The sequence below is a fragment of the Campylobacter pinnipediorum subsp. pinnipediorum genome, assembly GCF_002021925.1.
Taxonomy (GTDB): Bacteria; Campylobacterota; Campylobacteria; order Campylobacterales; family Campylobacteraceae; genus Campylobacter_A; species Campylobacter_A pinnipediorum.
Genome location: NZ_CP012546.1, coordinates 310,100 through 326,056 on the forward strand (window position 1 = coordinate 310,100; position 15,957 = coordinate 326,056).

Annotated in this window: 15 protein-coding genes; 12 read left to right on the top strand and 3 right to left on the bottom strand. The window is 32.7% G+C overall.

Features of this window, described 5'->3' with window-relative positions; genetic code table 11:
• Positions 1-13: 13 nt before the first annotated feature.
• The 3 genes from uvrA to dba form a co-directional block, all read right to left on the bottom strand.
• The gene (gene uvrA, locus CPIN17260_RS01590; RefSeq protein WP_078440457.1) at positions 14-2,845 is read right to left on the bottom strand and encodes an excinuclease ABC subunit UvrA; all 2,832 of its coding nucleotides are present in this window, start codon (positions 2,843-2,845) and stop codon (positions 14-16) included.
• A 98-nt stretch (positions 2,846-2,943) separates the two neighbouring features.
• Positions 2,944-4,458, bottom strand: coding sequence for a disulfide bond formation protein DsbI (gene dsbI, locus CPIN17260_RS01595; RefSeq protein WP_078440458.1), 1,515 nt, complete (start codon positions 4,456-4,458; stop codon positions 2,944-2,946).
• Between the two features lie 12 nt (positions 4,459-4,470).
• The gene (dba, locus tag CPIN17260_RS01600) at positions 4,471-4,638 is read right to left on the bottom strand and encodes a disulfide bond formation protein Dba (RefSeq protein WP_069633200.1); all 168 of its coding nucleotides are present in this window, start codon (positions 4,636-4,638) and stop codon (positions 4,471-4,473) included.
• Between the two features lie 193 nt (positions 4,639-4,831).
• Here dba and CPIN17260_RS01605 point away from each other — a divergent pair, with 193 nt between their 5' ends.
• From CPIN17260_RS01605 to CPIN17260_RS01660, 12 genes are all read left to right on the top strand, one after another.
• Complete coding sequence (locus tag CPIN17260_RS01605; RefSeq protein WP_069633199.1) at positions 4,832-5,116, top strand: DUF362 domain-containing protein; 285 nt, start codon at positions 4,832-4,834, stop codon at positions 5,114-5,116.
• A gap of 104 nt (positions 5,117-5,220) precedes the next feature.
• On the top strand, positions 5,221-5,634 hold the full coding sequence (ndk, locus tag CPIN17260_RS01610; protein WP_069633198.1) for a nucleoside-diphosphate kinase: 414 nt from the start codon (positions 5,221-5,223) through the stop codon (positions 5,632-5,634).
• A 12-nt stretch (positions 5,635-5,646) separates the two neighbouring features.
• The gene (locus tag CPIN17260_RS01615; protein WP_069633197.1) at positions 5,647-6,003 is read left to right on the top strand and encodes a DUF177 domain-containing protein; all 357 of its coding nucleotides are present in this window, start codon (positions 5,647-5,649) and stop codon (positions 6,001-6,003) included.
• 12 nt (positions 6,004-6,015) lie between these two features.
• The gene (gene rpmF / locus CPIN17260_RS01620; RefSeq protein ID WP_069633196.1) at positions 6,016-6,162 is read left to right on the top strand and encodes a 50S ribosomal protein L32; all 147 of its coding nucleotides are present in this window, start codon (positions 6,016-6,018) and stop codon (positions 6,160-6,162) included.
• Position 6,163: 1 nt separating this feature from the next.
• A complete protein-coding gene (plsX, locus tag CPIN17260_RS01625) occupies positions 6,164-7,165 on the top strand; it encodes a phosphate acyltransferase PlsX (protein ID WP_069633195.1) in 1,002 nt (333 codons plus the stop codon).
• Positions 7,158-8,165, top strand: a complete 1,008-nt coding sequence (locus CPIN17260_RS01630; RefSeq protein ID WP_078440459.1) for a beta-ketoacyl-ACP synthase III — start codon at positions 7,158-7,160, stop codon at positions 8,163-8,165. Before plsX ends, CPIN17260_RS01630 begins: the two co-directional genes overlap by 8 nt.
• A 132-nt stretch (positions 8,166-8,297) precedes the next feature.
• Positions 8,298-9,170, top strand: a complete 873-nt coding sequence (locus CPIN17260_RS01635) for a Gfo/Idh/MocA family oxidoreductase (RefSeq protein WP_078398105.1) — start codon at positions 8,298-8,300, stop codon at positions 9,168-9,170.
• Entirely contained in the window at positions 9,167-10,099 is a 933-nt protein-coding gene (gene hemH / locus CPIN17260_RS01640) for a ferrochelatase (RefSeq protein WP_078440460.1), read from the top strand. The genes CPIN17260_RS01635 and hemH overlap by 4 nt, the downstream gene beginning before the upstream one ends.
• Before the next feature lie 343 nt (positions 10,100-10,442).
• Entirely contained in the window at positions 10,443-12,986 is a 2,544-nt protein-coding gene (alaS, locus tag CPIN17260_RS01645; RefSeq protein ID WP_193431674.1) for an alanine--tRNA ligase, read from the top strand.
• Positions 12,986-13,477, top strand: a complete 492-nt coding sequence (locus CPIN17260_RS01650) for a hypothetical protein (protein ID WP_078387409.1) — start codon at positions 12,986-12,988, stop codon at positions 13,475-13,477. Before alaS ends, CPIN17260_RS01650 begins: the two co-directional genes overlap by 1 nt.
• Positions 13,477-14,022, top strand: a complete 546-nt coding sequence (gene maf / locus CPIN17260_RS01655) for a septum formation inhibitor Maf (RefSeq protein ID WP_069633190.1) — start codon at positions 13,477-13,479, stop codon at positions 14,020-14,022. The genes CPIN17260_RS01650 and maf overlap by 1 nt, the downstream gene beginning before the upstream one ends.
• The gene (locus tag CPIN17260_RS01660) at positions 14,019-15,947 is read left to right on the top strand and encodes a transglycosylase domain-containing protein (RefSeq protein ID WP_069633189.1); all 1,929 of its coding nucleotides are present in this window, start codon (positions 14,019-14,021) and stop codon (positions 15,945-15,947) included. Before maf ends, CPIN17260_RS01660 begins: the two co-directional genes overlap by 4 nt.
• Positions 15,948-15,957: the final 10 nt, after the last annotated feature.

Sequence of the window (15,957 nt, forward strand, 5' to 3'; positions counted from 1 at the left end):
AAAAAGTTAGATTTTATTTTGATGTTTTGCTAGCTTTTAGCTCAGCTGCCAAAAACTCCCCTGTATAGCTTTTTGTCTTTTTGTAGTTTTTTGCTATCTCTTTTACACTACCCTCTGCTATGATTTTACCGCCTTTAGCTCCACCCTCAGGACCCATATCTACTATATAGTCGCAGTTTTTTATGATGTCCATATTATGCTCTATAACAAAGACAGAGTTTCCAAGCTCTACTAGATGATGAAGCACTTTAGCTAGCCTATCTACATCGGCAAAATGTAGTCCCGTAGTAGGCTCATCAAGTATATAAAGTGTATTTCCGGTATCGCTTCTGCTTAGTTCTTTGGCTAGTTTTACACGCTGAGCCTCGCCGCCGCTTAGGGTCGTTGCGTTTTGTCCAAGTGTGACGTATCCAAGCCCCACATCAGATAGGGTTTTTAGCTTTGCATAAATTTTTGGTATGGATTTGAAAAACTCCAAAGCCTCATCTATACTCATATTTAGCACATCTGCGATATTTTTACCTTTGTAGTGTATCTGCAATGTCTGGGCATTGTATCTCGTGCCGTTACATGCATCACATACCACCATCACATCAGGCAAGAAGTGCATCTCTATCTTTATCTCGCCCTCTCCACTACACTTTTCACATCTTCCACCTTTTACATTGAAGCTAAAGCGACCTATCTTATATCCACGAAGCTTTGATTCTTTGGTCTGTGCGAACAAAGTCCTTATCTCATCCATCACACCTGTATATGTGGCTGGGTTGCTTCTTGGTGTTCTTCCTATTGGACTTTGGTCAAGATATATGACCTTGTCTAGATTTTCAAGTCCTTCTATCTTTGCACCGGCTACTTTTTTTATCTTTCTTGCGTTGTTTAGCTGTTCTTGTGCTACCGGGAGTAGGGTTTGAAGTATCAGTGAGCTTTTTCCGCTACCGCTTACCCCTGTTATGCCTACTAGGTTTCTAAGTGGAAACTTAGCCGATAGGTCTTTTATGTTGTTTATCGTTACATTTTTTATCTCTATCCAAGTGCTTTGTTTTCTATTTTTTTGATACTCTATATTTTTAGTTCCGTTTAGGTATTTTGCTGTTGTTGTGTTTGACTTCATCAGCTCATCGTATGAACCGGCAAATATTATATTTCCACCAAACTTACCGGCACCTTCTCCTATATCCACGATAAAGTCAGCCTCTTCTATGGTCTTTTTATCGTGTTCTACCACTATTACAGAGTTACCTTTGGTTTGTAGGTTTCTAAGTGTTTTTATAAGCTTTAGTGTATCTCTTTCGTGAAGTCCTATACTTGGCTCATCAAGCACATACATAACACCACTTAGTCCGCTTCCTATCTGACTTGCTATCCTTATACGTTGAGCTTCCCCGCCGCTTATAGTCCTTGCATCACGTCCAAGACTTAGGTATCCAAGTCCTACATCATAAAGAAAATAAAGCCTTTCGTTTATCTCTTTTAGGATAGGTGTTGCTATCATCTTTTCTTGTTCGCTTAGATACTCAAAATTTTTAGTATCTGAAAAAAACTTCACACACTCTTCTATACTCATATCAAGTATATCGCCTATACCTTTTTGTGCTACCATTACAGCTAGGCTTTGTGGTTTTAGTCTGTAACCGTTACAGTTTGAACACACCTTTTCACTCATATAATCATCTAGGTATTTTTCGCTATTTAATAGATCATAAGATACCTTTACAGCACCTTCAAAAGTCCTTGATAGTTTGTGTCTTTTCCAAGTGAAGCTTACTTCATTTGCATTACCATAAAGCACAAGCCTTCTTTCATCATCTGTAAGCTCTGCAAATGCCTTTTTCGTATCTATGCCGTTTTGTTCACAAAATGCTATAAGAAATTTATAATAATAGCTCATATTGTATCCGTGCAAGGTTCTTATAGCACCGGCTTCTATGCTCTTTTGATCATCTACTATCTTACTCATATCAAGGCTATATTTTATACCAAGACCATCGCAATGCTCACAAGCACCTTTTGGAGAGTTGAAACTAAAGCTAAGTGGTTCAAGTGGCTGAAAAGATATCTTACAATCAAAACAAGCCAGATGCTCGCTATAATGTATATGTTTTTGACTAAGTCCAACCTCTTCGGCATTTATTATCTCAACTTCGACCTCCCCAAAGCTCTCTTTTAGGGCTTTTTCTATATCTTGTCCTAGCCTTGTTTGGTTTTCATCATTTACTACAAGCCTATCTATGACTACTTTTATCGTGTGTTTTTTTGTCTTTGAAAGCTCTATATCTTCATCAAGTCTTACCATGACACCATCTATCAAAGCCCTTACGAAGCCCTTGCTTCTTAGCCCCTCTATTAGATCAGCCCAGCTTCCCTTTTTTTCTCTAACTAAAGGTGCATACATTACTATTTTAGACCCTTGCGGTAGTTTTGAAATTTCATTTATGATATCACTTGCTGACATCTTTGATATCGGTTGTTTGCATTTATGACAGTGCTGAGTTCCTACTCTTGCATACAAAAGTCTTAGATAGTCATATATCTCAGTTATCGTTCCTACTGTTGAGCGTGGATTTTTTGATGTGGTCTTTTGATCTATGGCTATAGCTGGAGTTAAACCTTCTATTTTATCCACATCAGGCTTACCGACCCTATCTAAAAACTGCCTTGCATACGAGCTTAAGCTCTCTATATATCTTCTTTGCCCCTCTGCATATAGTGTATCAAAGGCTAATGTGCTTTTTCCACTTCCGCTAAGACCTGTAAAAACGACTAATTTATTTTTTGGAATTTCTAAGTTTATATTTTTTAAATTATGTTCTTTTGCGCCTGTTATTTTTATAATGTCATTCATGCTTTAATCAACCTAACTTTTTATGTAATAAATTCGTTATTGTATTATAAAGCTATAAATATATGATAAATTTAAAGGTGGAATTAACCACCTTTAAATTATTCTAGTGTAAAAAGAATGTTTTTGTCGTCTTGATAAGACAAGATATCAAATTTATCGTTATTTAAAATCAAGGCTCTAGCATTAGCTATCTCACTTGGGAAAGATATAGTTTTTACAACTTCTTGATTTTTTAAGTCAATCAATAAAATAATGTTGTGTTGCTTACTTAGAGCATAAAGTAAACCATCTTTATATACCATAGATGTTATATATAAATCACCTAATGTTTTGTCTTGTTTTAAATTAGCATTAGGAGTAAATTCAGCAGACAGTACTCTATCTTTTGTTGAGATTTTAGATATAACAAATTTATTTTTGTCTTTGTTGTTAGGAACAGTTGCGGTGTATAGATAATCACCATCTGTTGCCATACTTGCTATATGATGAAACTTAGCTCTTACAGTATTTATCCTACCTCTTCCTAAGCCATCGCCTTGACCTTCAAATTTATCATTTCCTTTGATAAAATCAGCATATTGCAAAAATTTATCAGCGTTTGGATTTTTTGCAAATCTTAAGAATGATTTGTTTGAACCCATTAGTATAAATTTATCTTGCATATATGGAACAATGCCTATGATAGGATCTACTGTAGCTGAGAAATATGGATCTAACTCAAACTCATCATTTATCTCAAACTCATCATTCATAAAAAATACATTAAATTTTGAACTACCAACATACTCATTATTTATATAATTTAGTGAGTTTAAAGGTGCTTTGATGCTCAAATCTTTTTGGCTAACTATACTTAAAGTTTCATCTATTTTAGTCGGTGCATTTTCTGGGTTATTATCAAATTTTATACCTAATTTTTCACTTGCTGGTGCAAAAGCATAATCAGGGTTTCTTACATCACGTTTTCCTAAGAAAGATATGTTTTTCCAAAAACTACCCCAGCCACTTTTATCCCATACTATGTATTTTTTGTCAAAAGTAAATCTAACAGGATCTCCTTGACCATGATATGGCGGTATACCTGTGCTGACAAAAGCTTGAAATACGTTTGAAGCTATGATAACTGAAACAATTATAAACATCGCGCTTGTAGCTTTTGTGAATTTTCTAGTTTTTTCGCCATTTAATTCTTTTTCAAAAGAGTCAAATCTAGGTGCAAAGAAAAAGATAACACCAAGCATCAAAACAACAACCCAAAAGACTATCTCAGCCCAAAAATAAGTATGTATCCCAAAAATAGGCAATCCAAAACCTTGATCCAAGTCTCTTTCTGCGTGATTTCCAAAGTGTGCAAATGACTGCCATATAGCAAATGCTGTCATCACTAATAGAGTTGCTAAGTATTTGCCTTTTAAGCCATATCTAACTATAAATAGAGCCATTACGCCTATGAAAATCATAGCCTCTCTTTGTCCCCAGCAAAGTATGCAAGGACTATCACCTAATACATATCCGAAGTAAAAATTTGCTATACCTACAGGCAGGGCTATTATCAAAAATCCTGCTAAGCACATTAATGAATAAAAAAACTTTGTTTTGTTTAAATCGTTCATATTTTTACTTCCTTATAGGTTTATATGGGTAAGAAGATTTGTTGATTTGTCACCCATGTATAAAAAGATCATAAGTAGCCAAGATGCTACAACTAATGTAAACGCAAGTTTTTCTTTTTCTGGTTTTGCGATTATTATTATCATCGCTATTAAAACCATTAAAAGTTCTAAAAACTCCATTGTTTCTCCTTCTTTATTAAATTTTTATAGGTAATTTAAGATACATATTATAATTAATAAAGCTTAAATTATCGGCATATTGTAAATTAAACATTAAGTGTAAAAATTTATTATTTTAATTTTTTAAAAATTTAATATCAATTTTAACTCTTTTTTGATATTCTGATATTTCAATTTATTCAAAGGAGAAAAAATGGCAGTAAAAATTACAGATATTTGTATAAGCTGTGGTTCTTGTATAGATGAATGCCCAGTTGAGGCTATAGTAGATGATAGTTCAAACCCAGATGGATTAGATGCATACTATGTATATGCAGATAAATGTGTTGAGTGTGTTGGACACAATGATGAGCCAGCTTGTGCTAATGCCTGTCCAACCGATGGTTGTATAGTATGGGATGCTCCATATGCTGGACAACCATCACGCGATGAGATAGGTGCTGAGCTTAGAGATGGAACTACTCCGGTTGTAGGCTAACCCTAAAAATAGGCTCTTTTGTGAGCCTATTTTGTTTTTTAAGTTTTTTTTGATATAATTTGCGATTTCTAAAATAACCCAAATTAAGCTAATGAAGGAAATACATGCAAAGAACACTTTCTATAATAAAACCAGATGCCGTAAAAAAGGGTGTTATTGGTAAGATTATTGATAGATTTGAGACAAATGGCTTAAGAGTTGTGGCTATAAAGAGATTGTTGCTTAGTGATTATGATGCAAAGACCTTTTATGCTATACATAAAGAAAGACCTTTTTTTGGTGAACTTGTTGAGTTTATGACAAGTGGCCCAGTTGTTGTTATGGTTCTTGAAGGCGATAATGCTGTGTCTCAAAATAGAGAGCTTATGGGTGCAACAAATCCAAAAGAGGCAAAGCCTGGTACTATAAGGGCTGATTTTGCGGATAGTATAGATGCAAATGCTGTTCATGGAAGCGATAGCTTAGAAAATGCTAAAAATGAAATAAGCTTTTTCTTTTCAGATAGAGAAATTTTCTAAGGATTTTTTAGTATGAAAATAAATTTCCTAAAAATTTCAAACAATGACTTTCCTTTTGCTTTGGATAGTAATGGTTTAAAATTTTTTGGAAATCTAAGAAAAGCAGATAAAAATCTAGTCTTATGCGATGCCAAAATGACCGGCAAAACAGATGTTTTGTGCGATAGATGTGGCAAGGAAATGACTTTGGACCTAGATGAAGATATAAAAATTTTCATCAGTGATGGAGTTTATAGCGATGAGGGCGATGATTTGGTGGATGTTATTGAATTTTTTAATAACGAAATAGACTTAGATGAGGTTTTTGAAAGCGAATTACAAGCTTACAAAAGCGATTATTTTTATTGTAATGAATGTGAAAATTTATAAAGGAGAATAACAATGGCAGTACCTAAGAGAAGAGTTAGTCACACACGTGCAGCAAAGCGTAGAACTCATTATAAAGTGACACTTCCTATACCTGTAAAAGATAAAGACGGGTCTTGGAAGATGCCTCACCGTATAAATAAGACAACAGGCGAATACTAATATGATACGCATTGCTATTGATGCTATGGGCGGAGATTTTGGTCCTGAACCCATAGTTGCTGGTGTTGTTGAGGCTTTAAAAGAAGTCAGTTTTTCGGCAATACTTGTAGGAGATAGCAATGCACTAAAACATCTCATACCATCTAAATTTCAAAAATTTGTCCATTTTGTAGAAGCTAGCGAAGTTATTTCTATGTCTGATTCTGCTACCGATGCTTTAAAACGTAAAGATAGTAGTATATATATAGCTGTAGAAATGCTTAGAAACAAAGAAGTTGATGCTGTTGTGTCAGCAGGGCATAGCGGTGCTACTATGAGCCTTGCAACTCTTAGAGTTGGGAGGATAAAAGGCATAGCTCGTCCAGCCATTGCTACATTAATGCCAAATACAGGAGATAGTACTACACTTGTTTTAGATGTTGGTGCTAATGTTGATTGTAAGGCTGAGAATTTATTTCAATTTGCTATCATGGGCGAAGCTTATGCAAAAGAGATATTAAATAGAAAAAATCCTAGAGTTGGTTTGCTTTCAAATGGAGAAGAAAAATCAAAAGGAAATGAAGTCACAAAAGAGGCTTTCGGCATGCTTTCTCGTATGAAAAGTTTTGTTGGAAATGCAGAGGGAAATCAAGTCTTTGATGGAAGTGTGGATGTTGTTGTTTGTGATGGTTTTATAGGAAATATCTTGTTAAAAACAAGTGAAGGTGTGGCAGATGCCATCGGAAAAATCATAAAAAAACATGCCAAAAAATCACCTTTGGCTATAGCAGGATCTGTTTTAATGAAGAAAGTATTTAGAATACTCAAAAAACAGGTAAGCTATGATGAGTATGGTGGGGCACCGCTTCTTGGTGTAAATGGATGTGTTATAGTAAGTCATGGAAAAAGCAATCCAAAAGCTATAAAAAATGCTATTTTCCAAGCAGTAAATTTTTCTCACTCTCATATAAATAAGCTTATAGAAGAAGAATTAAATAATTTTAAGACATTATCAGATGAATAAAGCCTCTTTACTATCAATAGCCTCTTATGTTCCAGAAAAAGTTTTAACAAACCTAGATCTAGAAAAAATGGTAGATACAAGTGATGAGTGGATCACAAAAAGAACAGGCATAAAAGAGCGTAGAATTGCCAAAGAAGAGGTAACAAGCGATCTTGGAACTAAGGCGGCAGAGGTAGCTATTGCGCGTTCTGGCATAAGCAAGGCTGATATAGATGCAGTTATCTGTGCTACTATCTCACCTGATCATTTTTGCATGCCATCAACGGCTTGCAAGATTGCCTTAAATTTGGGATTGAATGTTGGAGTAACAGCATTTGATATCAGTGCTGCTTGTACTGGATTTATTTATTTATTAGAGCTTGCAAAGTCTTTTGTTCAAAGCGGCATTAAAAAAAATGTTTTAATAGTTGGTGCCGAAAAGCTAAGCTCTATTGTTGATTATGCCGACAGAGGGACTTGTATATTATTTGGCGATGGTGCTGGTGCAGCTGTGGTTGGTGTAAGTAACGATAATGAGATAATAGACACACATACAGCAAGCGATGGAAGATATGGGAATTTGCTTTCAACTCCAGGATGTGGAAGCGTATATCCGGCAAATCAACTAACACTAGAAAAAAAACTTAACTACATACATATGGATGGCAAAGAAGTTTTTAAAGTTGCAGTTCAGACACTTACAAGTGATGTTATAAATATATTGGCTAAAAACAATATAAAAAGTGAAGAAGTTGATTTTTTCATACCTCATCAAGCTAATTTTCGTATAATAGATGCTGTAAAAAACAAGCTTGAGTTTAAAGATGAACAATGTGTTTTAACTGTTCACAAATATGGAAACACGAGTTCAGCTTCTATACCTATGGCTATGAATGATGCTTATGAAGATGGACGCATTAAAAATGGTTCTTTGTTATTGCTCGATGCTTTTGGTGGTGGTTTTACATGGGGTTCAGCCTTGCTTAAATTCGGTGGCAAGGATTACAAAGCTACACTGTAAATAATATAAATATATTATTAAATACACTTCTTTGATCATTAAAAATGATAATAGCTTTTAAATTTATCTTATTTTGAGTCAACTCAGCATATAATATATTAAAATATTTTCACAAATTTCAAAAGGTCTTTTATGAAGCTAAAAGTTGGTATTGTTGGTTTTACAGATATAGGTAAAGCACACTATAGTGAGCTTAGGCGTTTTAATAAAATTGAAGTTTGTGGAATTTTTGATAAAAAAGAACATAATGAGTATAGCAGAGTTGAGTTTTATAATGATTTTAAAAAATTTATTCAAGATTCTACGCCTGAAATATTGCTTATATGTGTAGACCAATCCGATGTTTTAGATGCTTTTTTGGAATGTTTAAAACATGTAAAAACAATCATTATAGCTTCGCCGATTTGTAGAAAAACTGATGATTTAAGACAGATTAGATATAGTGCGAGTGTAAATAAAATAAATTTAACTTTTTGTCTTAGAGATAGATTCAATCCAGTAATTTGTTCTTTGCGAAAAGCACTTTGTAAAGAAGATGAAATTTATAGTATTGATATTTTTCATTCAAAATCTATTTGTAGTGCTGATATGATAGATTTTTTAAGTGTTTTGGATATTGATTTGATAAAACATATAATAAAAACTGATTTAACTGACTTTATTAGCATGTCAAGAGTAGTGAAAGATGAAAAATATCCTAGCAATACTCAAATCACATTTAAGACTAAAACACAAATTTTAGTTAATATATTAAACTCTACTACAAATCCACTTGATCAATTTAATATAAGAATTTCTACAAATAACGGTATATATTTTGCTGATTTGTTAAACTTTAAACTTTATCAAACAAATATCAATGGGCAGATAAATCTTAAGGTAGATAAAGAAGAAAATGAGCTTAAAAAGTTTTATAATGAATTTTGTATCTGTTATGAAGATATGGAAAATAAAGAGGTTATAAGTATAGATGAGATTATAAAAATTAAGGAACTTTTTAAATGAAAAAAATGATTTTACTTTTAAATATGGGTGGCCCTAGGAATCTTGATGAGGTAAAAGTTTTTTTAAAAAATATGTTTAATGACCCCTGTATACTAGGTATCAAATCAAATTTATTACGAAAAACTTTAGCTTGGTTGATAACAAGCTTAAGAGCTAAAACAGCCATAAATAACTATAAACAGATAGGCTCAAAATCTCCAATTTGTGATATCACAAAAAGTCTTTGCGATAAAATGATAAAGATTGATGATAGCTATATTGTTGATTTTGCTATGAATTATACTCCACCTTTTACAAAAGATGTCCTTAAAAAATATAGTGATTTGGATGAAATAATAGTTTTGCCTTTATATCCACATCATTCAGTTACTACTATAATCTCAAGCCTTGATGAGTTTTATAAGGCATTTAATGAACTTGGATTGAGATCAAAAGTAAAGATTGCTGAGCCTTTTTATAATAATGATAGCTATAATGATATAATCATAAATGATATAAAAGAGCATGTAAAAGATAAAGATATAAGCGATATGGTCATGATGTTTTCAGCTCACTCTTTGCCTGAAAAGATAATTCAAAAAGGCGATAAATACGAGCAACATATCCTTAAACATTTTGAATTATTAAAAGAAAAACTTTTACAAAATGGTATGAAATTTAAAGATATAAAACTAGCCTATCAGTCAAAACTTGGTCCCGTAAAATGGCTTGAGCCATCACTAAATGATGTCTTGTCTTTGCTTGATAGCAAACAAGCATTAATATATCCTATGTCCTTTTGTGTAGACAACTCAGAGACTGTGTTTGAGCTTTGCATAGAGTATAAGCATATAGCTAAAAGCTTAGAATTTGAGTATTATGATGTAGTAAAATGTCCAAATGATAGTGAGAATTTTGCTAAGTTTTTATTTAAATTAGCTGATATATGAAATTTATTATTGTTTTGTTTTTAAATCATATTTTCATTAAATGTTTATAAATTTAAAGATGTCGCCAAGTATAAGACAACTGAATTTTTATGAAATACTATTAATGATAATGAGCGAACAAAATCACATGATACAACATTAGATTTTTTTATTGAAATTACAAAAAATAAAATATATCAGATAAAATTTGAATAAATATATTTGCTTTAAACAATTTTAAAATAGTATTAAGTAAAGATATTTATTTGCCTAATAAAATATAAAAATTTATCAAATTCAAAACCATTTTTAGATAAAATCATAGATAAATTTAAAATTTAAATAGGAAAAAATAATGCAAAAAATAGATGTTAGAAGTGCTTATCTTAATTTTTTCAAATCAAAAGGACATGAGGTTATAGAGTCAGCACCACTTGTTCCAAATGATGCAACATTGCTTTTTACAAATGCTGGTATGGTACCTTTTAAGAGTATTTTTACTGGAGAAATTCCTAGACCAAATCCACCTATAAGAACAAGCTGTCAAACATGTATAAGGGCTGGCGGAAAGCATAATGACCTTGACAATGTCGGGTATACTGCACGTCATCATACTTTTTTTGAAATGCTTGGCAACTTTAGTTTTGGTGAGTATTTTAAACAAAATGCTATATCCTATGCTTGGGAGTTTGTGACAGAGATATTAAAATTACCAAAAGACAAGCTTTATGTTACAGTTCATGAAAAAGATGATGAAGCTTTTGAAATCTGGAAACAACATATAGAAGAAAGCAGAATCTATAAATTTGGAGATAAAGATAACTTTTGGGCTATGGGTGATACTGGACCTTGTGGACCTTGTTCTGAGATATTTTATGATCAGGGTGAAGAGCATTTTAATACAGATGAGGACTATATGGGTGGAGACGGAGATCGTTTCTTGGAAATTTGGAACTTGGTATTTATGCAGTTTGAAAGATCAAGTGATGGAAAAATGACACCTTTACCAAAACCTAGTATAGATACCGGAATGGGACTTGAAAGAGTAAGTGCTATTATGGAAGGTAAATTTAGCAACTATGATAGTGATCTTTTTATGCCCTATATTGAGGAAGTTGCTAAGCTTTGCGGTAAGCCTTATGAGTATGAAAGTGGTGCTAGTTATAGGGTTATTAGCGATCATATCCGTTCGGTTACATTTTTGTTAGCACAAGGAACTACATTTGACAAAGAGGGTAGGGGCTATGTTTTAAGACGTATTTTGCGTCGTGCTGTTAGACATGGTTATTTGCTTGGTATCAAACAACCTTTTATGCATAAGCTTGTTGATAAAGTATGCGAGATGATGGGATCTCACTATACATATCTAAATGATAAAAAAGATAGTGTAAAAGAGCAAATTTTACTTGAAGAAGAGAGATTTTTCTCAACAATATCATCAGGGCTTGAACTATTTAATGAAGAGCTTAAAAATACAAAAGATATATTTAGTGGCGATGTAGCTTTTAAGCTTTATGATACTTACGGATTTCCTTTAGATCTAACTGCTGATATGCTAAGAGATAAGGGAATGGTTGTTGATGAGGCTAGATTTGATGAGCTTATGAATGAGCAAAAAACTCGTGCAAAAGCTGCTTGGAAAGGTAGTGGAGATAAGAGTCAAAAAGGTGATTTTAAAGAGCTATTGGAAAAATACAATCAGAATAAATTCATAGGTTATAGTACTTTAAGTTCTGAAAGCAAAATTTTAGCTATTTTAGATGATAACTTTAAAATAACAGATAAATTACAGCCAAATCAAGAGGGCTGGGTTATGTTTGACAAAACTCCATTTTATGCACAAAGTGGTGGGCAGTGCGGGGATAGTGGTATTATAAAAGATAAAGCCATTGTTCTTGATACACAAAAATTCCACGGAATAAACTTATCACTTGTTAAGACTAATGACACTCTTGTTCAAAATGAAAGTGTTGTTTTGGAGGTTAGTGAAGATAGATACGAAATAGCAAGACATCATAGCGCTACACACCTTTTACATGCCGCATTGCGTAAGATTTTAGGTGCTCATGTTACGCAAGCTGGTTCTAGTGTAGAGGCTACAAAATTACGTTTTGATTTTTCTCATCCAAAGGCGCTTACATCCGATGAACTTACACAAATAGAAAATTATATAAATCAAGCTATTATAAAAGGTGCTGATGCAAATGTTGAGATTATGGATTTGCAAAGTGCAAAAGATAGTGGCGCCATAGCTCTTTTTGGTGAAAAATATGAAGATGATGTAAGGGTTTTAAGCTTTGGTGATGTTAGTAAAGAGCTTTGCGGTGGAACTCACGTAAAAAATATAAATGAAATAGGTAGCTTTTTTATAACAAAAGAGAGTGGCGTAAGTGCTGGTGTTAGAAGGATAGAAGCTGTTTGTTCAAATGCTGCTACAAATTTTGCAAAAGAGATAAGAGCTGAGTTAGAAGAGATAAGAGCTGAGTTAAAAACAAATCAACCTATCGTTAATATTAAAAAATTAAAAGATGAGATAAGAAGTCTAAAAGACGAGCTTAAAAACTCAGGTAAATCAAAATCAATAAAGCTTGATGATGTAAATGGTGTTAAATTTGGTGTTGAGGTTGTAGAAAATGGCGATATCAAAAGCTTGATAGATGATATAAAAAATGCAAATTCTAGTGTTGCTGTTATGTTTATTCAACCAAAAGATGATAAAATTTTAATAGCAGCAGGTGTTAAAAATGCAAATATAAAAGCTGGAGAGTGGGTAAAACAAGTAGCCCAAACACTTGGTGGTAATGGTGGTGGTAGAGATGATTTTGCTACTGCTGGCGGTAAAGATATCTCAAAAATACCAGATGCTAAAAATGTTGCAGTTGAGTTTGCAAAAGAGAAATTGAAATAATGCAACCAGAAAATATCGCATTTGCAAGACTAGGTCAATTTTTACCATTTTTTCATATCGCATCTGTTATATTATTTATTGGTATGCAAATAGGATTTTGGTATGTTTTGAAATTTTTTCTAAAAGAAGAGTCGTCAAAAGAAACCTATAGTAATACATTAAACGCTTTAAAAATATTTTGGTATATGATTTTGATTGGCTTGTTTCTTATAGTGGTAACTGGCTCTTGTGTTCAAGTTACTGATGCGATGAAGTCAGCAGATCCAATGGCAAATGCGATACTTGGAACAAAATATACACTTTTTGGCTTTTTGACATTAAATGTTTTTTATATGTTTTATTGTTATCAAAAGTCAAAAAATGCATTTTTAGTTGATGAGATGATAGAGTGTTATGAAAATATAATTGTTATAATAAAATATTTTATACCTTTAAATATTATTATATCACTTGTTGCAACATATCTTGGCGTTGCATATAGAGGTTTTTGATGATTATACTTGCTTCAAGTTCGCAAACAAGGGCTAAAATTTTACAAGAATACAATATCAAATTTAAACAAATTTCATTTGATTTTGATGAAAGTATGATTAGTAGAGATTTAGAGCCACATACCTATGTTTTAAATGTTGTAAAAACCAAAAAAGAGCAATTTTTGTCAGCACATAAGGGGCTTAAAAATTTACTTTTTGCCGATAGTTGTGTTGTATGTAATGGTAGAATTTTAGGCAAGGCTACAGATGAGCACAATGCTATACAAATGCTTGAAATGCAAAGTGGAAATAGTGTTAGTGTTGTTACTGCTATGGCTTATGTGAGTGAGAAATTTGAACTTATATCTACTAGCGAAACTATATATAAATTCAAACAATTTGATCAACAAGATATGCTTGAATATATAAAAAGCAAAGAGTATATCGACAAAGCTGGAGCCATGATGGTGGATGGGTTTAATAAAAAATATATATTAACTCAAAATGGAACGACTGATAATGCTCGTGGTTTGAATGTAAGTATTTTAAAGGCTTTTTTATGAAATATATTTTGACTTTTTTGTTTTTGATGATAGTTGTGTTTTGTGCTGGATTTTTTTATGTTTATTCTGAGGTTAGATTTAATGCTTATAATATTATTGACTATAAGCCAAAACTTACAACACAAATTTTTGATGCAAACAATGAACTCATAGCAAATGTATTTGAAGAAAATAGACTTTATGTGTCTTATGAAGAGATACCAGCTAGAGTTATAGAGGCTTTGGTTGCGATAGAAGACACTAGCTATTTTGAACATGGCGGAGTGAATTTTGAAGCTATAGTAAGAGCTATAATAAAAGATATAAAAGTAGGCAGACTTGCAGAAGGTGCATCAACTCTTACTCAACAGCTTGTAAAAAACTTAGCTTTAACAAGCGAAAAAAAGATAGAGAGAAAAATAAAAGAGATGGTTCTTGCAATGAAGCTTGAAAATGAGCTTACGAAAGAACAAATAATAGAAAGATATCTAAATCATGTTTATTTTGGACATGGGTATTATGGTATAAAAACAGCCTCTCTTGGATACTTTAGAAAAGAGCTAAATGAACTTAGTCTAAAAGAAATCTCAATGCTTGTAGGGCTTCCAAAAGCACCTAGCTCCTATGATCCCACAAGACATCTTGACCTATCTCTTAGCCGTGCAAATAGGGTTCTTGAGCGTATGTATAATATAGGGTGGATAAATGAAGATGAGTATAGAAAAGGTTTGGTTGAAGAACCTGTTGTGTTTAACGATACACTTAGTAAAAATAAAGCACCTTATGTTGTTGATGAGATACTAAAAGAGCTAAATAAAAAATATGATGATATAAAAACTGGTGGTTATGAGATTCAAAGCACGATTGATCTTGAGGTTCAAAATATGGCAAAAGAGGCTTTAAAATTTGGATACAATGAAATACTAAGAAGAAATAAAAAAGCAGACCCTAATATCTTAAATGGTGCGATGGTTGTTACAAAACCTCAAACTGGAGATGTGCTTGCACTTGTTGGTGGAGTTGATTACTCAAAAAGTAGCTACAATAGAGCTACACAAAGTAGAAGACAGCCTGGTTCTAGCTTCAAGCCTTTTATATATCAAATAGCTTTAAATAGCGGTTATTCTACTATGTCGCCAGTTGCTGACATATCTCGTAGTTTTGATATGGGAAATGGAAAAGAGTGGACACCTAAAAATTATGGTGGAGACTTTAGTGGCTATATTAGCTTAAAACAAGCTTTAACAAAATCAAGAAACCTAGCTACTATAAATTTATTGAATGATTTGGGACTTAATTTTGTTAAAAAAGAGCTTATAAGGATGGGTTTTGGAGATATACCCGAAAATCTATCTATAGCACTTGGTAGCTTTGGTATATCTCCTATAAATTTTGCTAGTCTTTATTCTATGTTTCCAAATGATGGAGAGGTTGTAAAAACTACTCTTATTAAAAGCATAAAAAATAGATACAAAAATCTTATCAAATTTGAATCAGAAAGAATAAGAGTTAATTCTCCAGAACAGAGCTTTTTGATGACAACAATACTTACAAATGTTATTGAAAATGGAACTGGAAGAAACGCAAGAGTAAAAGGCATACAAATAGCTGGAAAAACAGGTACAACAAATAACAATATAGATGCTTGGTTTTGCGGCTTTACGCCAGATATAGAGGCTTTAGTTTGGTATGGAAATGATGACAATACCCCTATGAAAAAATTTGAAACAGGTGGTATCACGGCAGCTCCTGTATTTAAGAAATTTATACAAGCATATCTTAAGCAGTATCCAAATACCCAAAGAAGCTTTGTAAGACCAGATGGTGTTTATAGAGGTAAATATGAAGGGCATGATGAGTATTATACAAATCAATCTCCATTGCCCGATAACTCAGCTCAGCAAAATATTATGCAAGAAGTTGATGAAAGCGGATTGATATTTTAAGTATTTAATC